The following is a 19,804-nucleotide window of genomic DNA, read 5'->3' on the forward strand; positions in this document are numbered from 1 at the left end:
ACCGGGCGGGTTTGCCATTGCTGCCTGGAAAAGCTGGGTGGTCACGGTTCCGCGTTCCTCGAATGGCTGTGCCGATGGAGTTGCTGCTGCCGTGTCTCCTGTGAATCGTTCAACGGGCCGAGTGGTCGTTATCCTGTGGCTTTGTCGAGCATGGCCAGTTCTTCCGATCCCAGCAATCGCTCGATGTCGATCAACAGGATCATGCGCTTCTCGACGATGCCGACCCCGACCAGGTAGCGGGCGTCGATGGCGCTGCCCAGCGAGGGGGCGGCGCGCACCTGCTCGGCGGCCAGATTGACGACATCCGACACTGAGTCGACCACCACGCCGACTATGCGCCCAGCCAGATTCAGAATGATCATCACGGTGAAGCCATCGTAGTGCGCTTCACCGAGATTGAACTTCAGCCGCAGATCGAGCACAGGCACGATAGTGCCGCGCAGGTTGATCACACCCTTGAGGAAGTTGGGTGTGTTGGGAATCGCGGTAACATCGTCGTAGCCGCGGATTTCCTGGACCTTGAGGATATCCACTCCGTATTGCTGAGTGCCTAGAGCAAAGGTCAGGTATTCGCCGGAAGCGGCAGCCGGTCCTCGAGCCGAATCTCCGGCGACTTGCAAAGCATGTTGTTGCGACATCAGTTAACTCCTTGCCTTGCGGTGCGTCCGATAGTCAGCCTCTTTCGCGTCGTTTGCGAAAGCAGGTCTACCTGCCGGCTTAGAACTCTTCCCAATGACTCTCATCCTGCTTGCCGGCAGCGCGGGCCGGTTTCGGTACCGGCTTGCCAGTCGGCACGGGCACAGGCTTGGGCGCTGCTTTCGGCGGCGTTGCGGCAGGCTTGGCTGGCACGGACGGGGCGGGGCTGCTGGCCACCGAGCCCGATTTGCTGTCCTTGACCGCCGGCCGCTTGGCCAGCACATCCTGGGTCAGCTTGAATACCGACACGGCCTTGGCCAGCTGTGTTGCCTGTTCTTCCATGGTGCGCGCCGTCGCCGAGGCTTGCTCCACCAGGGCGGCATTCTGCTGGGTGGTTTCGTCCATATGGACGATGGTCTGGTTGACCTGTTCGATGCCCGAGCTTTGCTCATCACTGGCGGCGGCAATTTCGCTCATGATGTCCGTCACGCGACGCACAGAACTGACGATCTCGTCCATGGTCTTGCCGGCCTGTGCGACCAGGGCCGAACCGGATTCGACGGTGATGACCGAATCGGCGATCAGCTCCTTGATCTCTTTTGCCGCGTCAGCTGAGCGCTGTGCCAGTGAGCGCACCTCGGAGGCCACCACCGCAAAGCCGCGACCCTGCTCGCCGGCACGGGCAGCTTCGACCGCCGCGTTCAATGCCAGGATATTGGTCTGGAAGGCGATGCCATCGATCACGCTAATGATGTCTTCAATGCGCTTGGACGATGCGCTGATCTCGTTCATGGTGGACACCACGCGACCCACCACTTCGCCGCCACGGGCGGCCACGTCGGCGGCGCCGACCGCCAGCTGCCGCGCCTGTCGCGAATTCTCGGCGTTCTGCTTCACCGTCGAGGTCAGCTCTTCCATCGACGAGGCAGTCTCTTCGAGGTTGGCCGCTTGCTGCTCGGTGCGCGTCGAAAGGTCGGCATTGCCGGCCGACAGTTCGCTGGCGGCGACATTGATCGACTCGCTGGAGCGGCCGATGTCGCGGGCGATATCGGTCAGGCGTTCCACCGTGACATTGGCGTTGTCGACCAGCGTATGGAAGGCACCCTTGAACTTGTTGTCGACGCGCACGGTGAGGTCACCGCGCGACAGGGCGCCGAGCAATCGGCCGACCTCGCCCAGGCCGGCGTCGGCCTGCTGCATCAACTGGTTCAGTCCGAGCACCATCTCGCGGAAAGCGAACTGGAACTGCTGCTCGTTGCCGCGCATCGAGAAGTCGCCCTCGGCGGCGGCGTGAACGAGGCGCTGGATCTCGGCGTTAACCGCCTGCAGGTTGGCCTTGGTTTGAACCATGGCATCGCTGATCTGCGCTTTCTGACCAGGCAGTGGTTCCATATCCTGGCTGAGATCGCCGACGGCGTAGCGGCGCATCAAGGCGACGGCGCTTGACATGGTGTCGATCTGGCCGGCCACCAGCTCATTCAGCGCGTGCGCCATATCGGCATAGGCGCCCTGGAAATCCTCCGCACGTATGCGGTGATCGAGCATGCCGGCCTCATGCTGCTTGGCCATTTCGATTTCGGCGTCGACAAAGGACTGCAGTGTGGTCTGCATCTTTGCCATGCCGACGTTGAGTTCGCCAATCTCGTCCTTTCGCTTAACATCGACTTTGCCGTCCAGCTTGCCGCCGGCGATTTCACCCAGCAATCGCACCGCGTCGCGTACGCCAGTCGACACGCTGCGCGATACCACCACCGCGGCAATGGCGCAGATCAGCACAGAAATCACCAGTACAGTGATAATGGTCTTGGAGGCTGCTGAGTAGCTCGCATGGGCATCGGCCTCAGCGGCGACGGCGGCTTTGGTCGTCTGCTCAACCAGTAGATCGATCGACTGGGTCAACTTGTCAAACAGCGCACCCGATTCGCCGATGGTTTCACTGACGGCGGCGGCGACCAGCTCCGGATTGGGAGCGCCGTTCTCGTCGGGCTCCTCGGCGGCCATCTGCAGCCAGCTGTCGATCTCTTCAGTCTTGGCCTTGACGGCTTCCCAATTCTCCGCGACCTGTGCACGCAGGCCTTCCATCTCGGAATTGGCGGGGAGGGCGGTCAGCTTCTGCCAGGTCTCGTCAAACTGTGCCACTCGGGCCGCCTGAGCTTCGCGCGCCGCCTGCTTGGCAGACTCGGAGCTGGGCACGATCAGGGTGAAGCTCTGGATCCGATGTCGCGAGACTATGTAGCCGAGGCGGGCTGCGCTTTCCAGCTCGGCCATGTTTTCCTTGGCCAGGTGAGTCACTTCCGCGTCGAGGTCGGTGAGCGCACGGTAGCTCACAAACCCCAGGATCATGGTGAGCGCAGTGACGAGGCCGAAGGCAATCCACAGCCGATAGCTGAGCTTCAAGTTGTTCAACCAGTCCATGTGAGACATCCTTGCAAGTAGTCGAAACCGGCTCGCGGAGCCCGCTTACATCAGGGTGAGTTCCGTCGGTGAACTGATCACCATCTCTGGCTTGTTGCCTTGAGCGAAGGCAACCGTGCCGGTAACGCAAATCATCTGCCCGACCAATGCCTCGGGCGCGGGCTGAAACTTGGGCGTATCGTCCCCCGCAATCCGCACCGCAAAGGTGTGGTTGGGGTAGGCGCCGCCGAAATGCAGAAAGGTCGGCTGGCCATCGGAGTTTTCTTCATAGCGATAACTTTCCACTTTGCCGCACACCGTGGCCCCCTTGCCGACCACCGCCGCCGCGCCACCGGCGCCGACGGTCTGCTGCGCCGGTAACGTTGATGGAAGCGCAAGAAACAGGCTACCAAACATCAGTGGAACCATTCGCATATCGAATCTCTGGATTTGAGCTGCGGACATCGATGAGGATTTTTCTCGCCCATGCGATGACTCCGCGTCTCGCTTACAGAAGTTGCAGTTCGCTCGGGTCGACCACTTCCATCTCGGCCCGGTTGCCCGCCGCTCGACCGACCCGCCCGCTTACACAGACCATGCGACCAAGGTTTTCTTCCGGCGGTGGGGTGAACTTGCCGCGATTCTCGCCCATGATGCGGATGGCGAACTTGTGCACCGGAAACTTGCCGCCCAGATGGAGAAAGGTGGGTTGACCGTCCGAGTTCTCGTTGTACTTGGCACTGTCGACCTTGCCACATACCGTGGCGTCCTTGCCGATGAAACTCGATGCGTTGTCGGCGCCGATCGTCGGGCCGGCGGCCATGGCCCCGCTCGAAACCAGGCATATTGCCAGGGCACAGATTACCCGCTTGTTCATGCTCCGCTCCTTGGCCGTATTGGCCATAAATCAAAATCTGGTGAAACGTCGCCGGTGGCTCGATGGCGCACCGATCTTGGTTCTATTGAAACGCGTCGGTAACCAGAACACCAGCACCAGATGTCGTCGAAAGCAGGAGTTCTGCCTTGGCTCACAGTTTTGAACAAGGAACCGGCGTAGGCGACTGAATTCCTTGCCTCATTCGCGCAGAGTGCACATTCGGTGTGAGCAGCCACGCGCATAAAATGAGTGATATTTCTTGACGTTGAGTTCACAAAGCAAAACCGACATCACTCGCAGGTTGCTGAAAAAGCTCCTTCCTGGAGATTCTTCCGCGCAAACGGTCACGGCAAAGCCGCGCCACCTTTGGCGGGAATCAAGCACTTGCCTGCCGGATTCCCGTGCGCGCCGTCCATCACGCGCCTTAACAAGCTGCTGAAATCTGGTGTCTCAACACCGCGTTAGTCGTCATCGTCCACCAAGGCCATTTCGGGGCTTGAGATCATTCGCTCTATATCCAGCAAGATCAGCATGCGCTGGTCGATACTGCCAATGCCGGAGATGAATCGTGCATCGATGCCGCCGCCCAGCTCGGGCGCCGGCCGCTTCTGCGCTGCGGTAAGCCGAGTCACGTCGGACACCGCGTCGACCACCATTCCAATGACGCGGCCGCCGACATTCAGAATGATCATCACGGTAAACGCGTCGTAGTGTGGCTCGCCGAGCTTGAATTTGATGCGCATGTCGATCACCGGAATGATCGCGCCGCGCAGATTGATCACGCCCTTGATCCAGTTCGGTGAGCTGGGCAGGCGTGTCACCGCGTCGTAGCCGCGGATCTCCTGCACTTTCAGGATGTCGACACCGTACTCTTCCTTGTCCAGAGTAAAGGTGAGGTACTCGTCGTAGTCATCCAGCATGGCGTGGTCGGCCTGCGCTTCGACTCGACGCAGCTGGCCAGCGCCGCCTGATTGAACCATTGCCCCGCTCATGCCGCGATCTCCTGTTTGATCGTTGCCAGCCGCCTTGTTTGGGGCGGGCTAGTTGCGATCGTCCTGGTCGTCATCTGCTGCTTCATCCTGATCTTGCTCGTCGTCCGCGCTCTGATCGATATCATCGACGGTAGCGTCGTCTTCGTCTTGCTCGCCATCCTGGGTTGAGTCGAGTTCGGCATCGTCGTCGTCCTGCTCATCATCGAGGCCGAAGCCGGTGCCGACCTGGTCATTCGCGGCCAGCCGGAAGGCGGCCACGGCGTCTGCCAGTCGATCGGCTTGTTCGGCCAGCGCACGGGCCGCGGCAGAGGCTTCTTCAACCAGGGCAGCGTTCTGCTGAGTGGCTTCATCCATCTGTGCGATGGTTTGATTGACCAGTTCGATACCTGCGGACTGCTCCTCGCTGGCAGCCGAGATCTCGCTCATGATGTCGGTGACCCGTTGTACTGATGCGACGATCTCGTGCATGGTCTTGCCGGCGTCGTCGACCAGATCAGCGCCCGTTTGCACCGTCTTTACCGACTCAGCGATCAGGCCCTTGATCTCTTTTGCCGCCTCCGCCGAGCGCTGGGCGAGGGAGCGTACCTCCGATGCGACCACGGCAAATCCACGGCCCTGCTCCCCGGCACGCGCAGCTTCTACCGCTGCATTCAAGGCCAGGATATTGGTCTGGAAGGCGATGCCATCGATCACCCCGATGATGTCGCCGATCTTCTTCGAGGAGGCGGTGATGCCTTGCATGGTGGTGACCACCTGACCTACCACTTCACCTCCGCGCGCCGCCACCTGCGCGGCACCCACGGCCAGTTGACGTGCCTGCCGCGAGTTCTCAGCATTCTGTTTCACCGTCGAGGTGAGCTCCTCCATCGACGAAGCGGTTTCTTCCAGATTGGCGGCTTGCTGTTCGGTGCGCACCGAGAGGTCGGAGTTGCCGTCGGCGATTTCACCCGCCGCCGTTTGAATGGCGTCAGTGGTTTCCTTGATCCGTTCGATGATGCGGCGTAGCTGACGGACCGTGGCGTTGGCGTCGTCCGCCAGTGAGCCAAACGCGCCCTCGTAATCCTGTTCGACCGACTGCGCCAGATCGCCCTTGGCGATCGCGCCGAGCAGGTTGCCGACGTCGGTGAGGCCGGCGTCGGCTTGTTCCATCAGGCGATTCAGCGCCGCGACCATTTCGCGGAAGTCGAACTCGAAGCGCGAGCTGTCGCCACGGGCGCGGAAGTCGCCGCGTCCGGCAGCATCAGACAGCCGCAGGATGTCATCCTTGACCGCCGACAGCTGTGTCTTCACCTCATCCATGGCGTGGGTGATCTGCGCCTGCTTGCCGGGCAGGCGCTGCATGTCGACGGTGAAGTTGCCGCGGGCGTAGTGCCGCACCACATCGAGTACCGCTGATTGGGTTTCCATCAGCCCATCGGCGATGGTGTTGACCGCCGTGGCCATTTCGCGATACCCGCCCTGCAAGCCCTCGCTTGGCAGGCGCGCATCGGTTTCGCCCTGAGCGAATTTCTTGCCGAGCTCCACCTGCGCATTGATCAGACCCTCCAGCTGTTGCTGCAGCGCCTTCATGTCACCCAGCAGCGACTGTCCGCTGGTATGAACCTTGACCTCGCGATGAAGATCGCCCGAAGCAATGCGTCGAACGATTTCAGCGGCGTAGCCAGGTTCGCCACCGAGTTGCTTCATCACCTGCTGAATGATGGCCAGGGCGATGAACACCACCGCGCCGGCAAAGATCACCAGGGCGAGCAGCTGAAACACGCGTACCCAGTTCTTGGTGCTGTTGATCAGCTCTACTTGTTCGGACTGATAGGCACCGATTTTCTCGCTCAGTGCCTTCAGCCCTTCGTCGACCGCCAGGAAGGCATTGGCGAATACCGGCGTGATGCTGGACGCCGAGTAGGGATCTTCCTCGGTGGCGATCTTGAACATGTCGTTGGCTTGAGTGATGTACTCCTCTACCGGCTGTTCAAGCGCCTTGATGTCAGTGACGATGCTTTCGTCGAGACCGAGCTCCAGCAGTTCTTTCAGGCTTCCACGCAGTCCCTCGGCGTCGCTCACCAGGGCGCCGGCCAAGCGATCGCCGGTGGCGGGGTCGGCCAGGAACGAGGCCACCATGGCTTCCTGGGTGTCGGCGCGCAGCGCTGCGTGCATCAGAACCGCTTGCTGATGGACGGACAGCGCACGACCGGCAAACTCAAGTCGCTCGGAGGCGCCCGAGAGGCGCGCCTGACCGATGATGCCGACAATGGCCATCAACACGATGCCGGCAATGCCAGCGCCGCTGAGTACCCATAGTTGCGTTCTGAAGCTCCATCGCATGGCCTTGCATCCTCCCTCAGCTACGCTCGATCGGCGCAGTGTTGTTGTCTTGGGCTCAGCCGCGGCGCCGGATCAACGGATGATAGATTCGGACCGTGGAAAGTCGGCTTCTCAATCTGGTTTCAGCCAACGGACCGCCGTCGGATCAGCCCAGTTGCAGCACCCTACTGGTTCGCCGCGGGTTGCGTGGTGACGCCGCGAGCCAGCCCGCCCACATCAACAATCAGCGCTACCCGGCCGTCGCCCAGTATGGTGGCGCCAGAAATGCCGGGAATTCGCCGGTAGTTGGCTTCGAGGTTCTTGACCACGACCTGCTGTTGGCCGAGCAAGGCGTCAACTTCCAGCGCCAGTCTCTTGCCGTCGCTTTCGACCACCACGACCATGGGTTCGTTGGCGGCTTCTTCTTCGATCTTGTACAAGCGCGCCACGCTGAACAGCGGCAGATAGTCGCCGCGCACTTTCAGCACGCGAGAGTCGGCCTGCACGGTGCGAATATTGGCTGATTCCGGCTGCAGTGCCTCAATGACGAAGCCGAGCGGCAGCACGAAGGTTTCACCGCCGACCTGCACCAGCATGCCATCGAGAATGGCCAGCGTGAGCGGCAGTCGGACAGTGATCTTGGTGCCCTTGCCGGCCCGGCTTTCGATACCCACCTCGCCGCCCAGGGCGAGAATATTCTTGCGCACCACGTCCATGCCGACGCCGCGGCCGGACAGGTCGGTGACCTGGTCGGCCGTGCTGAAGCCGGGGGCAAAGATCAACTCCCACACCTGGGTGTCCGTCGGATTCTCCGGCACGCTGAGCCCACGCTCGATGGCCTTGGACAGAATCTTGTCGCGATTCAGGCCGCGACCATCGTCACTGACCTCGATCACAATATGGCCGCCCTGGTGGGAGGCGGCGAGGGTGATGGTGCCGGCTTCGGACTTGCCGGCAGCGACGCGCTCGGCGGTGGTTTCCAATCCGTGATCGATCGAATTGCGCACCAGGTGGACCAGGGGGTCGGCAATCTTTTCGATAACGCCTTTGTCAAGTTCGGTGGCTTCGCCGACCGTTTTCAACTTGACCTGCTTGTCCAGTCGGGTTGACAGATCGCGGACCAGGCGCGGGAAACGACTGAACACCGAGCCCACCGGCAGCATGCGAATACCAATCACCGCCTCCTGCAAGTCGCGGGTATTGCGCTCAAGCTGCACCAATCCGGCCAGCAGGCGCTCGTACTGGCCTGGGTCGAGTTCACTGCCGGCCTGTTTGAGCATGGCCTGGGTAATGACCAGTTCGCCGACCAGATTGATCAAAGCATCGACTTTCGACACCTGCACGCGCAGGGTGCCCTCGGTCGCACCGCCCGCCCCGGCGGAGGCCGCCTGGGTATCCTGCGGCACTGGCTGCGGCTTTACCGCTTGCGGCTGTGCCGGTGCGGGCGGCGGTGGGGCAGGCGCGGCAGCCGCCGGGGCGGCTACTACCAGTGCTTGCAGCGGGCTGATCTCAAGGTCGCATTCGTCCTCCACCCAGGAGAACACTTCTTCGACCTGTGCTTTCTTGATGTCGCCTTTCAGCTCCACCTTCCACCACAGGTGAGATTGGAAGGCATCGAGGTCGGCAAACTTGGGCAGGCGTTCGAAGCTGCACTCCGCCTTCATTTCGCCCAGACGTTCCAACTCGCGCATGATTCGCAGCGGGTCATTGCCGCTCATGAACATCGATTCGTGCGGCTTGAACACTACGTTCCATCCGGCACTTTCGGCGGCCTTCGGTGCCGCCGCGGCCGCGGGTTTGGCGGCGGCCTTGTGACCTCCGCCCAGAATTGCTTCAAGCCGCGACTGGCAAGCTTGCACTGAGGCGCGATCGGGCTCGGTTCCGCGTTCCGCGACATCGAGCAGGGCGCGAAGTACGTCCACCGATTGCAGCAAGGCCGACAGTGATTCTGTGTCGGGTTCGCGCTTGCCGGCTCGCATCTCGTCGAGCAACGTCTCCAGCACATGGGTGAGGCCGGCGATCTCGGTGAAGCCGAAGGTGGAGGCGCCGCCCTTGATCGAATGCGCCGCACGAAACACGGTGTGGATGGTTTCACCATCGGCGCGGCCGGACTCGATATCGAGCAGGCCGGCCTCCATGGCATCCAGACCCTCCCGGCTCTCCGCCAGGAAGGTGGCATGAAAGCGCGAGAGATCCACGTCGACGGCTCCTTAGCCCAGGACTTTGCGCAATGTGGCGACCAACTGCTCGGGGTTGAACGGCTTCACCAGCCAGCCGGTCGCGCCTGCAGCCTTGCCTTCCTGTTTCTTGTCCAGTCCGGCTTCGGTGGTGAGCATGAGCAAGGGGGTAAAACGATAGTCCGGCAGTTGGCGCAGATGGCGAATCAAGGTGATGCCGTCCATGTTCGGCATGTTGACGTCGGCTACCACCGCGTTGAACTTCTCTTGCTTGGCTTTCTCCAAGGCCACCACGCCGTCTTCCGCCTCGACTACATCGAAGCCTGCCGAGGTGAGGGCGAATGCCACCATCTGTCGCATGGAGGCGGAGTCATCAACGGCAAGAATGCGTAGATTGCTCATCAGTGGTCTCCGGGCTCGGTCATGCCGAGCGCAGTCTTCAGGGCTAGTACGTTGACAGCGTCGTTGAAAACGCTTGAGGGTTCAATGATTCTGCTCTTGTGGCCCAGAGCTTGGCGTTCGCGCACAAAGGCCGTCAACACTTGCAGACTTGCGCAATGGACGCGTTCGACTTGTGAGCAATCGATTTCCAGCAGGCCGTCGGAATTCAGTTCGTCGAGCAGGGAGTCTTTGAGATCACCCGCCTTCTCGATTCCCATATCAGAGCCCAATTCGATCGGCATCATCGCACTCCCGTTGTTCCTTCACCGAAGCGGATCGTCGCGTCCAACCCAGTGTGCGGTTGTTGCAGTGTAGGCGCAACCAGCCACGGGTTTGTAGCTGCACTATAGAGTTTCACGTCGATGAAGGCCATGCACGCGGAGTGAAAACAGAGGTGCTCGTGCTGACTGCCTGAGTCTTGCTGAATGGGCCGAACGGGCGGGCGGGTGGCCATTCAAAACGCCAGCATGCGAGTGGCGTCGAGCAGAATGATGATCGCCCCTTCGCGGCGGGAAATACCGCGCACGACTTCTGAGTTCACCAGGGAGGGCGTTCCGCTGATGCGTTCGACCTTCAGGTCGGAAATGTTGATGACGTCGGCCACCGCCGACACCAGCAGGCCGAGCGCTTCGCCGGTTTCTTCCAGCACGATGACCCGACTGGCTTCGGATACTTCCACGGCACCAAAGCCCAGGCGCACGCCGGTATCCATCACCGGGACGATCTGGCCACGCAGATTCATCACCCCCAGCATGGCGTCGCCGGTTCCACGGACCGGCATGATGGTGGGCACGCGCAGCACTTCCTGTACCTTGAGTACTTCCACCGCAAAGCATTGACGGTCGACATTGAAGCGCAACCAGGAGCTGACCTTGTCCTCGGCGCGGCGCCGTCGCTCAGGCGGCTCGGCCTGCAAGGGGCCGGTAAGCTCGGACAGCGCCCGCCCCGGCGCGGGCGCCGCGGCAACCGCTGTTGCAGGGGGCGCTGCCGGTGCAGGGGCGGCAGGTGCAGGGGGCGCGGACGGGCTGGCCGGCGCAACCGGAGCTTGACCTGACAGCGCATCCAGCATGGCTTCGAACTCGTCGTCGCCAATGTCGTCGCTGCCCTGTCGAAAGGCCTGCAGCGGATCGCCCACGGGTTCAGCGGCTGTCGGTGGGCTGGCTGGCGCAGCGGGCGGCGGCGCGGCCGGCTTGCCCTGCAGGGCGTCGAGCATGGCCTCAAACTCATCATCGCCGATGTCCGATGAGCCATCACGAAAGGCCGCCAAGGGATCGCCTGAGGGCGCCGGCTGCGCTGGTTCGTCCTGGGGTTTGCCGTTCAGTGCATCCAGCATCGCCTCGAATTCAGCGTCATCGACGTTGGCCGAGCCCTCGCGAAAAGCAGCGAGGGGATCGCCGCCACCTGTGTCGGCTTGAGTCAGCTGCTCGCTGTCTTCAGTCGCGGGCTCCGCTTCGGCGGGCGCAGTGGGGGAGACCTCCTGTTCGGGTGGTTCCGGTGAACCCGCTGGCTCAGAAGCGACGTCCGAATCAGCCTTCGACGCCGGTCCGCCCTTGCTCGGGTCGTCCATCAGCTCGCTGAGGTAGTCGTCAATCAGATCTTTGCCACTCATCCCACCGCCTCCCCTAGGTGGTCGCAGGCCAGTAGCCAGTCCAGCGCTCTGCTGTAGGCCAGCAGGCCGCGGGGCCCGTTCTCGCCGGGATCCGGACCAAGCAATTGGCTGATCTCGCGCAGGCGGGTGTCAACTGGAATGGCATCATTCCAGACTGAGCCCTCGAAACGCGCCCGCATTTCGGTCAAGGTGTCCTGGGCAATTCGCGTTCGTCGATCGTACAGCGTTGGCAGTATCGACATCGGCAAGCCACGACTGCGTGAACGGCTCACCATGCTGGCGGTACGGGCGATGCCCTGCAGGCCGAATTGCGCCAGCGGTTCGGTTTGCGTCGGTACCACCAGTCGATCGGCGGCGGCTAAGGCATTGACCATCAGCAAGCCGAGGGTTGGCGGGCAGTCCAACAGCGCATAGTCGTAGCGATCCGCCACCTGTTCCAACGCCCGGCCCAGCGCCCGGCCCAGCCCGGGGCGGGTGCCCGCGCGACGCTCCAGCGTGGCCAGTCCGGCCTGACCGGCGACCAGATGCAGGCCGGCCATCGGTGTGTCTCGCATCACATCGAGTATGCCCAGCGGCGGTTCGTCGAACAGCTCAAGAATGCCTTGCGGCGGGGGTTCGGCGGGGATGCCCAAGGACTGCGTCATCGACGCATGCGGATCGAGATCAAGCAGCAGAACACGGAAGCCGCGCATTACCAGTCGGCCTCCCAGAGCCAGCGTTGTGGTGGTCTTGCCCACACCGCCCTTTTGGTTGGCCACGGTCCATATGCGCATCCGTCACCCTCCGTTGCGATCGTTGTCTTCGCTGGGTGTCAGCATACCCGTTGTGTCGTCGACTGTGCTCTCCAGATCGCCGTCGTCAGTGGGCTGGATATCGGCCAGGATCACCACCACCACACGGCGGTTGGCATTGCGGCCTTCCACGGTCTCGTTATCGGCCACTGGCCGACGTTCACCATAGCCGACGATCGACATTCGATCGGGATTAACACCCTGGTCCGCAAAGATGCGCACCACGCTGGCGGCGCGGGCGCTGGACAGTTCCCAATTGCTGGGGAAAAAGGCTGTCGAGATCGGACGATTGTCGGTATGGCCTTCGACGCGCAGCGGATTGGGTGTGCCGATCAGCGAGTCTGCCAGCAGGCCGAGCACGCGAACCGCTTGTTGGTTCGGCTTGGCCACGCCACTCTCGAACAGGATGTCGGACTTGATCGCGACTTCCACCCACAGATCGGTTTTCTTCACTTCCACCAGGCCACGTTCAATCAGCCCGCCCAGGGCGGTCTCGATCTTGTTGCTGATGGTGTTGAGTTCGTCGCGGGCGCGGCCGACTTGATGACGGTCGGCGGCCAGCATGGGCTGCGGCAGCTGTCGATCCAACTGACGGCCGACCGGCGGCAGGCGCGGCGCCAGGCGGGTAGGAAAGGGCGACACGATACCGGCCGAACCATTGAGCATGATCGGGCCGCGGCGGCTGCTTTCGCCACCCGAGTTGTCACCGACCGAAATCGGATTGAGTCGCGTCTGCGGGCCGCCGAACGCCGCGTTAAGTGAGGTGGACAGCACGCGATACTTGCCCTCATTGACCGAGGAGATCGCATACATCACGACGAAAAAGGCCAATAGCAGGGTGATCAGGTCGCCGTAGGGAATGGCCCAGGCTTCGTGGTTGGCGTGTTCTTCGTGGTGCTTGCGGCGAGCCATGATCGGGCTGCCCTAGTGGCCAAAGCCGCTTAGTTTGGCCTCGATGTTGCGTGGATTTTCGCCCAGGGCAATGGCAATCAGGCCTTCGATCAGCAGCTCACGCTCGTTGATCCGTCGATGGATGATGTCCTTGAGCTTGGCGGCGACCGGCAGGAAAAACAGGTTGGCCGCACCGATGCCATAGATGGTGGCGGTAAACGCGGCGGCAATACCGGGGCCCAGCGCGCTGGGATCGGCCAGGTTTTTCATCACCGCCATCAAGCCGAGCACGGCGCCGATGATGCCCAGCGTCGGCGAGTAGATGCCCATGCCCTCAAACACCTTGGCAGCCGCCAGCTCCTGTTGCTCCTGGCTGCCGACCTCGATTTCAAGCATGGTGCGAATGGCGTCGGGCTCCAGGCCATCGACCAGCATCTGCAAGCCTTTGCGCACCACCGGATCAGAGGAGCGTTGGATCTCCGCTTCCAGGCCGAGCAGCCCTTGGCGCCGCGCGATATTGCTCCAGTCGACGATCTGCGCGGTCAGCCGGATGGCCTGGCTCGGAGGCGGTCGGACGATCCAGGGCAGGATCATCCAGGCGCGCTTGAAGGTGCGCATGGGCGTGTGGACCAGGATTGCCGCGAAGGTGCCGACGATCACGATCAGGAAGGCGGCGCTGTTGATCAGCGACGCCACGCTGGCGCCCTTGGCCACCGCGCCACCGACGATGGCCGCGGCGCCAAACAGCAAGCCGATGATGGTCAAGACGTCCATGTGCTGTTTATCGACCCCCAAAGCGTTGGCTTGAACCGGATACCGTGCAGCGCCTTCCCTGTGTTATGCGTTTCGCCTGCGACGGAAACCTGACGCCAGCCTTGTCAGCTATGCGCCAATGCATCTACATCCAAGATTAGTGCCATCCGACCATCGCCGGTCAGCGTCGCCCCGACGTGGCCTTTCACTTCACGCAGCGAACGGGGCAGTGGTTTGATGACCACCTCTTCGCGGCCGCGGACCTGATCGACCACCAGGCCCAGAAGCCCCTCGCCTGTGACCAGCAGGACCACATGCGAGGTGCTTTCAGACGGCGGTTCGCCGAGCCAGCGTCGCAGGAAGATCAGCGGCAGCGGATGCTGGCGCAGATCAAGAATCTCGCGGCCATCGACCCAACGTAGCATCTCCGGCTGAAACGGCAGCACCTCCTGCACGCTGGCCAGGGGCAGGGCAAATACCCGGCCGCAGGTGTGCACCAGCAAGGCCGGCAAGATGGCCAGGGTCAACGGCACCCGGATCAGGAAGCGCGAGCCTTCGCCCAGTTTGGAGTGAATCGTGACCCGTCCATTCAACTCGCGGATCTTCGACTGCACCACGTCCATGCCGACGCCGCGACCGGAAATGTCAGTGACTTCGGCCTTGGTTGAAAAGCCGGGCAGGAAAATCAGCTGCAGACACTCCTCGGGCCCGAGTCGCGCCGCGGTATCGGCATCGATCAGTCCTTTCTCTCTGGCCTTGGTCTTGATCACCTCGGGATCGATGCCGCCGCCGTCGTCGCGCACTTCAATTGCAATATGGTCGCCTTCCTGACGCGCAGCCAGTACCACCCTGCCCATGCGCGGTTTCCCCACCCGCTCGCGCACGTCCGGCGCTTCGACGCCGTGGTCGATGGCGTTGCGTACCAGATGCACCAGCGGGTCGGCCAGGGATTCGACCAGAGTGCGGTCCAGCTCGGTTTCGGCGCCCTGCAGTTCCAGCTCAACCTCTTTCTTCACCGCACGGGCGACATCGCGGGCCACCTTGGGAAAACGCGAGAACACCCGTCCGACCGGTTGCATGCGGGTTTTCATTACCGCGCTCTGCAAGCGGGTGACACTGACGTCCAGCGAGGCGACCACGCGATCGACTTCATCGTCGCGCCGGCTGCCGCCGCGCAAGGTCTTCAGTCGATTGCGCACCAGCACCAATTCGCCGACCAGGTTGACGATGGCGTCCAGCCGCTTGGTGTCGATGCGGATCGTGGTTTCGACGCCCACTTCCTTGGTGGCTTCCGAGGGCTTGCTCTTGGCAGCCGCCGCTGCGCGCCTGGACGGTGCCGGCGGTGCTGCTCGCGTTGCACTGTTGGCAACAGGCGCTGTCGGCGCTGGACCCTTGCCGGCCAGGTGGTCGAGCAGCTGGTCGAATTCCTGTTCGGTGATGTCTTCGCTCTTGGCAGCGGTGGGCGTGGCGGCGGCAGCCGGAGCGGGCGGGCCTCCTGCTTCAGCGCGGGCCAGACGTACCATCAGACCATCGGGTGCCGGCTGTAATTCCACGCCAGCGCCGAGTTCCGCGAGCATCCGCACTACATGATCGAGCGCCTCCTGGGCACCGTCGCAGAGTTCGGGATCGAGCAGGCGCTTGCCCGCGCGGACTTCACCGAACTGTTCTTCCAGCGCATGACACAGTTCCACCATCGGTTTCAGATTGAGGAATCCTGCGCCGCCCTTGATGGTGTGAAAGCCGCGAAACACCGCGTTCAGCAGCTCGGAATCGGTAGGGCTGCGTTCAAGCGAGACCAGCTCTTCGCCCAGACGGGCGGCAATTTCCTGCGCTTCGATCAGAAAATCCTGGGCGATGTCATCCATCATGTCGCTCATGGGTGGATCTACCTCCCGGCGCTGGAATGCGCTAGCTAGTTCTGTTGGGTGCGCTGTATCACTTGTTCGGTCCCCGGAGTCGGGGGCTCGGTAGGCAATCGCTCAGAGAGTTCGAGCGCACTGGGCGTTGTCGAACCTCCTGCTGTGCGATGTCGATCGGCATGTCTCGGTCACAGATCCAACTGACTCAGCAAATCGTCGGCGTCGTCCTGGGAGACGGCATGAGTGTCGACGCCTTTGACTGCTGGGCCCGCCAAGCCATTGTTGTCGGGTCGCAGGGTGTTTACGTCGATACCGAACGCCGCCACTGCATCGTAGACACGCCCGACCACACCCACCACACGTTTGATGATCTGGCCGGTGAGATCCTGGTAGGCCTGGGCCAGGGCGACCTCAGACAGATTCTTGCGCACCTCGCCTAGCGCTTCTGGCGCCAGTTCGGGCGGCAACGCGGCCAGCACTTCGCGTGAGCGTTCGACCAGATCGAGGGTCTGGTGGGTAGCGTCCTCGGTCATCTTGACGACGTGCTCAAGACGGGCACAGGCGTCGGGCAGCTCGGCGAACAATGGGTCGGCCACATTGAGCGAACCCAGGGTTTCACCCAATTCGCGCGCCAGGCGGGCGAGGGCGATCATCACCGGGCTGGCACGCAATTCGGCGATGGCGCCGATTTCCTTGCGGAAGTTGGCCTCGTCGTTGGCTTCCAGCGCAGTGAGGGCGCCCTGGAGGCGATGGACGAGCTCCTCACGCCCGCCCGAGGCGCTCACGCGGCCTCCAATCGCTCGAAGATCTTGTTGAGCTTTTCCTGCAGGGTGGCCGCCGTGAACGGCTTGATGATGTAGCCATTCACCCCTGCCTGCGCGGCCTCAATGATCTGCTCGCGTTTGGCTTCGGCGGTAACCATCAGCACTGGCAGCTTGGCCAAGGCGGCGTCGGCACGAATGTGCTTCAGCAGCTCGATGCCGGTCATGCCGGGCATGTTCCAGTCGGTAACGACGAAGTCGAACTTGCTGGCGCGTAGGGCGGCCAGCGCGGCATTGCCGTCTTCAGCTTCGGCGGTATTGCTGAACCCGAGATCGTTCAACAGGTTCTTGACGATTCGGCGCATCGTCGAGAAGTCGTCGACGATCAGTATGCGCATGTTCTTGTTCACGTGGCACTCCGCAAGCTGAAAGGTTCAAGTCGAAACATGTTCGCGCCAATCCTGCAGCCTGGCCCGCAACCTCACCATGGCCTGGCCATGCACCTGGCACACCCGGGACTCAGTTATACCAAGGACGGCACCAATTTCGCGTAGATTGAGTTCCTGCTCATAGTAAAGCGAGAGTATCAATCTTTCCCGTTCCGGGAGTTTATCGATCGCATCGACCAGTTGCTGCTGGAATTCGGCGGCCTCAATGGCCTGATGCGCGGCCGGCGCGTGTTCAGTGCTGCGCGACTCGGTGCGATGGTCTTCGTCATCGTCCAAGCTCAGGACGTGGCCGCGAGCAGCGCCCTCCATCAGTCGACCGTAGTCATCCAGGCTTATGCCCAGGGCCTGAGCCACTTCGCCGGCATTGGCGGCCCGACCTTCGCGCTGTTCGATCTGCCGAGTGGCTTCAGCGGCTTCGCGCACCCGGCGATGCACGGAGCGCGGGATCCAGTCACCGCGCCTGATCTCATCGATCATGGCGCCGCGGATACGAATCGAAGCGTAGGTTTCGAATGACGCGCCGGCGCTGCGGTCGAATTGCCGCGCAGCCTCTATCAGGCCGACCATGCCGGCCTGGATCAGGTCCTCGACCTCGACATTGGGCGGCAGTCGGGCCGCTACGTGGTGGGCGATACGACGCACCAGGTCGGCGTGGCGGGTGACCAAGTCGCTCGTGCTTGCCTTGGAGGCATCGCGGTAGAGCGAGGGGGCGCTCATGCCTCAGGCCGCAGCTCCGGTTCCCGGCAGCATGCGCTCGACAAAGAACTCGACATCGCCTCGCGGCACCATCGGTGCCGACCACTTGTCGATACGTTGCGCCAGGGCGCGGAACGCCATCGACGCGGCGCTGGCTGGATAAGCCTGTACCACGGCCTGCTGACGCTGAATTGCCCGGCGCATCCACTCATCGAACGGAATGGCTCCGATGAAGTTGAGGTTTACCTGCAAGAACTTGTCCGTCACTCGCGACAGTTTATCAAAGAGCTCGCGACCCTCGCCGCTGCTGCGCACCATATTGGCCAGCACGTGGACCCGGCTCACGCCGCGTTCACGACTTAACACTTTGATCAGTGCGTAAGCGTCGGTGATCGAGGCCGGCTCATTGCAGACCACCACCAGCACATCGTGAGCGGCCTGCGAGAAGGTCAGCACACTGTCACCGAGACCGGCGGCAGTATCGATGATCATGGTGTCGAGCGGACGTTCCAGCTCGGAGAACGCACGAATCAAGCCGACGTGTTCTGCGGCGCTGAGTTCGGTCATATGGCGCTTGCCCGATGCCGCAGGCACCACCATCAGGCCCTTCGGCCCGGTGAGGATGGTTTCCTCGATGCTGCAGCGGCCCGAAACCACATCGGCCAGGGTGAACTTCGGCGACAAGCCGAGCAGGACATCAACATTCGCCAGTCCGAGGTCGGTATCGAGCAACAGCGTGTCGTGCCCGGACTCGGCCAGACACAGCGCCAGGTTGACCGCTACGCTGGTCTTGCCGACGCCGCCCTTGCCGCCGGTGACGGCCACGGTGCGCACCGGCTTGCGCGCCGGTGGCGAGGCCAGATGCAGATTGCCTGGTGCATTCGGCTCATGCGGCAGCATGGTTGCTCTCCCTTTCGCTGGCCGATTCGCCGGCCCGTTTGAGTTCGCCCAGGCGCAACACCAATCGGTGCGCTTCGGCGCGATGAATATCTTCCGGCACGCGTTGGCCGTCTGTGACATAGGCTACCGGTAGTCGGTGCCGGATCAAAACCGACAGTGCCGAACCCAGGCATCCGGTCTCATCGATCTTGGTCAGGACGCAGCCTTCCGGCTCGGCACAGCGGAACTTGCGCACCACTTCGTCGATATCGGCCATTTGCGAGGTGGCCGGCAGGGTGAGGAAGCAACGCACGCGGCCGGCGGCACGCAGCCAGCCGAGCTGGGTGGCGAGACCGACATCGCGTTGGCTGAAGCCTGGGGTGTCGATCAGGATCAATTTATAGTCGTTCAATCGCTCCAGCGCCGGCGCCAGATTCTCGGTGCGGTCGATATCGATCACCGGCAGGCCGAGCACACGGCCAAAGGTGGCCAATTGCTCGCGACCGCCGACCCGTTGGGTGTCGGTGGTGACCAGCACCACGTCGCGGGCGCTGTGATGGTGAGCGTAACGCGCTGCCAACTTGGCAATGGTGGTGGTCTTGCCGACCCCGGTCGGGCCGATCAAGGCAAGGATACCGCCATCCTGGATCGCCTCCCGACGCGTCACCACCAGTGACTTCGCCAGCAATCCGAGCATGATTCCGCGGGCACGGCCGCGATCGGCATCGGCTGGAATGGCGGTGGCGATCGAGCGTGCCAGATCGCCATCGCAGCCGTAGGACAGGAGTTCATCGAGCACGATTGAGCGAATCGCAACGCCGCGCAGACGCTCTTCGGAAAATCTCACCGCTTGCCGCTCGAGCAGCTCGCGCATGCTGCTCAGTTCGCGCCGAAGATCGGCCAGCGAACCCTGATCACGCCAGGCCACAGTAGCGGGGTCTGCAGCTGCCTGCTTGGCCACCAGGGTCTTGACCGGGGCTGGCGCGGGTGCTGGCTTCGGCGCTTCCACCGGCTTGCTGCGCTTTTGCTCACTGGTCATCAGATCGGGACTGATCTGCGTCGGCAGGCGTCGGGTATCGGTCTGATCGGCGAGATAGGTGTGGCGCGCCAGGCTCTCGTCAAAGTCGGTGGCCGCCACCACCTCAAATCCTTCGTGATCGAGCTTCTTGCTGGACAGGATCACCGCGTCGGGGCCCTGATCCTCGCGCACCATGCGTAAGGCCGTTCGCATGTCCGGTGCAACGAATCGTTTGATCTTCATGGCGACTTCCTCTCGATCACCGCGTTCCAATCGGCAC

The 19,804-nt window shown here is 62.5% G+C and carries 18 protein-coding genes and 1 pseudogene; all 19 read right to left on the bottom strand.

All coding sequences use genetic code 11. The features are described from left to right. Positions 1–128: 128 nt before the first annotated feature. The gene (locus tag IFO71_RS03045; RefSeq protein WP_192028061.1) at positions 129–638 is read right to left on the bottom strand and encodes a chemotaxis protein CheW; all 510 of its coding nucleotides are present in this window, start codon (positions 636–638) and stop codon (positions 129–131) included. Positions 639–717: 79 nt separating this feature from the next. Then, positions 718–3,051 carry a methyl-accepting chemotaxis protein gene (locus IFO71_RS22260; protein ID WP_192028062.1) on the bottom strand — a complete coding sequence of 778 codons (2,334 nt, stop codon included), beginning with the start codon at positions 3,049–3,051 and terminating at the stop codon, positions 718–720. Between the two features lie 45 nt (positions 3,052–3,096). After that, positions 3,097–3,459: a hypothetical protein gene (locus IFO71_RS03055; RefSeq protein WP_192028063.1), complete on the bottom strand. Its 363-nt coding sequence runs from the start codon at positions 3,457–3,459 to the stop codon at positions 3,097–3,099. Positions 3,460–3,538: 79 nt separating this feature from the next. Beyond that, the gene (locus tag IFO71_RS03060) at positions 3,539–3,907 is read right to left on the bottom strand and encodes a hypothetical protein (RefSeq protein WP_225444330.1); all 369 of its coding nucleotides are present in this window, start codon (positions 3,905–3,907) and stop codon (positions 3,539–3,541) included. A 461-nt stretch (positions 3,908–4,368) separates the two neighbouring features. Beyond that, positions 4,369–4,827, bottom strand: a complete 459-nt coding sequence (locus IFO71_RS03065; protein WP_225444345.1) for a chemotaxis protein CheW — start codon at positions 4,825–4,827, stop codon at positions 4,369–4,371. A 120-nt stretch (positions 4,828–4,947) separates the two neighbouring features. Further along, positions 4,948–7,221, bottom strand: coding sequence for a methyl-accepting chemotaxis protein (locus IFO71_RS22265; RefSeq protein ID WP_269749959.1), 2,274 nt, complete (start codon positions 7,219–7,221; stop codon positions 4,948–4,950). 164 nt (positions 7,222–7,385) lie between these two features. After that, positions 7,386–9,398, bottom strand: a complete 2,013-nt coding sequence (locus IFO71_RS03075) for a chemotaxis protein CheA (RefSeq protein WP_332309297.1) — start codon at positions 9,396–9,398, stop codon at positions 7,386–7,388. Positions 9,399–9,410: 12 nt separating this feature from the next. Beyond that, positions 9,411–9,779: a response regulator gene (locus IFO71_RS03080; RefSeq protein WP_192028064.1), complete on the bottom strand. Its 369-nt coding sequence runs from the start codon at positions 9,777–9,779 to the stop codon at positions 9,411–9,413. Beyond that, positions 9,779–10,060 (bottom strand): STAS domain-containing protein, encoded by a 282-nt coding sequence (locus IFO71_RS03085; protein ID WP_192028065.1) that lies wholly within the window; start codon positions 10,058–10,060, stop codon positions 9,779–9,781. The genes IFO71_RS03080 and IFO71_RS03085 overlap by 1 nt, the downstream gene beginning before the upstream one ends. A gap of 212 nt (positions 10,061–10,272) precedes the next feature. After that, a complete protein-coding gene (locus tag IFO71_RS03090; protein WP_192028066.1) occupies positions 10,273–11,427 on the bottom strand; it encodes a chemotaxis protein CheW in 1,155 nt (384 codons plus the stop codon). Further along, positions 11,424–12,200: a ParA family protein gene (locus tag IFO71_RS03095; protein WP_192028067.1), complete on the bottom strand. Its 777-nt coding sequence runs from the start codon at positions 12,198–12,200 to the stop codon at positions 11,424–11,426. Before IFO71_RS03095 ends, IFO71_RS03090 begins: the two co-directional genes overlap by 4 nt. A 99-nt stretch (positions 12,201–12,299) precedes the next feature. Beyond that, positions 12,300–13,133 (bottom strand): annotated as a pseudogene (motD, locus tag IFO71_RS03100) (flagellar motor protein MotD); the annotation flags it as partial. A gap of 9 nt (positions 13,134–13,142) precedes the next feature. Next, complete coding sequence (locus tag IFO71_RS03105) at positions 13,143–13,883, bottom strand: flagellar motor protein (RefSeq protein WP_192028069.1); 741 nt, start codon at positions 13,881–13,883, stop codon at positions 13,143–13,145. Positions 13,884–13,987: 104 nt separating this feature from the next. Beyond that, positions 13,988–15,739, bottom strand: coding sequence for a chemotaxis protein CheA (locus IFO71_RS03110; protein ID WP_192028070.1), 1,752 nt, complete (start codon positions 15,737–15,739; stop codon positions 13,988–13,990). 170 nt (positions 15,740–15,909) lie between these two features. After that, complete coding sequence (locus tag IFO71_RS03115) at positions 15,910–16,506, bottom strand: protein phosphatase CheZ (protein WP_192028071.1); 597 nt, start codon at positions 16,504–16,506, stop codon at positions 15,910–15,912. Continuing rightward, positions 16,503–16,892 carry a chemotaxis response regulator CheY gene (gene cheY / locus IFO71_RS03120; RefSeq protein ID WP_192028072.1) on the bottom strand — a complete coding sequence of 130 codons (390 nt, stop codon included), beginning with the start codon at positions 16,890–16,892 and terminating at the stop codon, positions 16,503–16,505. Before cheY ends, IFO71_RS03115 begins: the two co-directional genes overlap by 4 nt. A gap of 24 nt (positions 16,893–16,916) precedes the next feature. Continuing rightward, positions 16,917–17,648, bottom strand: a complete 732-nt coding sequence (locus IFO71_RS03125; protein WP_192028073.1) for an RNA polymerase sigma factor FliA — start codon at positions 17,646–17,648, stop codon at positions 16,917–16,919. A 3-nt stretch (positions 17,649–17,651) separates the two neighbouring features. Then, entirely contained in the window at positions 17,652–18,527 is an 876-nt protein-coding gene (locus tag IFO71_RS03130; protein ID WP_192028074.1) for a MinD/ParA family protein, read from the bottom strand. Then, positions 18,514–19,767 (bottom strand): flagellar biosynthesis GTPase FlhF, encoded by a 1,254-nt coding sequence (gene flhF, locus IFO71_RS03135; RefSeq protein WP_192028075.1) that lies wholly within the window; start codon positions 19,765–19,767, stop codon positions 18,514–18,516. The genes IFO71_RS03130 and flhF overlap by 14 nt, the downstream gene beginning before the upstream one ends. Positions 19,768–19,804 lie beyond the last annotated feature (37 nt).

It is taken from the genome of Pseudomarimonas arenosa (assembly GCF_014841215.1).
Taxonomy (GTDB): domain Bacteria; phylum Pseudomonadota; class Gammaproteobacteria; order Xanthomonadales; family Xanthomonadaceae; genus Pseudomarimonas; species Pseudomarimonas arenosa.

What these genes read in the sequence shown, in the direction of transcription:
- IFO71_RS03045 (WP_192028061.1), bottom strand. Translation starts at nt 638, where the DNA reads ATGTCGCAACAACATGCTTTGCAAGTCGCCGGAGATTCGGCTCGAGGA.
- IFO71_RS22260 (WP_192028062.1), bottom strand. Translation starts at nt 3,051, where the DNA reads ATGGACTGGTTGAACAACTTGAAGCTCAGCTATCGGCTGTGGATTGCC.
- IFO71_RS03055 (WP_192028063.1), bottom strand. Translation starts at nt 3,459, where the DNA reads ATGGTTCCACTGATGTTTGGTAGCCTGTTTCTTGCGCTTCCATCAACG.
- IFO71_RS03060 (WP_225444330.1), bottom strand. Translation starts at nt 3,907, where the DNA reads ATGAACAAGCGGGTAATCTGTGCCCTGGCAATATGCCTGGTTTCGAGC.
- IFO71_RS03065 (WP_225444345.1), bottom strand. Translation starts at nt 4,827, where the DNA reads ATGCTGGATGACTACGACGAGTACCTCACCTTTACTCTGGACAAGGAA.
- IFO71_RS22265 (WP_269749959.1), bottom strand. Translation starts at nt 7,221, where the DNA reads ATGCGATGGAGCTTCAGAACGCAACTATGGGTACTCAGCGGCGCTGGC.
- IFO71_RS03080 (WP_192028064.1), bottom strand. Translation starts at nt 9,779, where the DNA reads ATGAGCAATCTACGCATTCTTGCCGTTGATGACTCCGCCTCCATGCGA.
- IFO71_RS03085 (WP_192028065.1), bottom strand. Translation starts at nt 10,060, where the DNA reads ATGCCGATCGAATTGGGCTCTGATATGGGAATCGAGAAGGCGGGTGAT.
- IFO71_RS03090 (WP_192028066.1), bottom strand. Translation starts at nt 11,427, where the DNA reads ATGAGTGGCAAAGATCTGATTGACGACTACCTCAGCGAGCTGATGGAC.
- IFO71_RS03095 (WP_192028067.1), bottom strand. Translation starts at nt 12,200, where the DNA reads ATGCGCATATGGACCGTGGCCAACCAAAAGGGCGGTGTGGGCAAGACC.
- IFO71_RS03105 (WP_192028069.1), bottom strand. Translation starts at nt 13,883, where the DNA reads ATGGACGTCTTGACCATCATCGGCTTGCTGTTTGGCGCCGCGGCCATC.
- IFO71_RS03110 (WP_192028070.1), bottom strand. Translation starts at nt 15,739, where the DNA reads ATGAGCGACATGATGGATGACATCGCCCAGGATTTTCTGATCGAAGCG.
- IFO71_RS03125 (WP_192028073.1), bottom strand. Translation starts at nt 17,648, where the DNA reads ATGAGCGCCCCCTCGCTCTACCGCGATGCCTCCAAGGCAAGCACGAGC.
- IFO71_RS03130 (WP_192028074.1), bottom strand. Translation starts at nt 18,527, where the DNA reads ATGCTGCCGCATGAGCCGAATGCACCAGGCAATCTGCATCTGGCCTCG.
- flhF (WP_192028075.1), bottom strand. Translation starts at nt 19,767, where the DNA reads ATGAAGATCAAACGATTCGTTGCACCGGACATGCGAACGGCCTTACGC.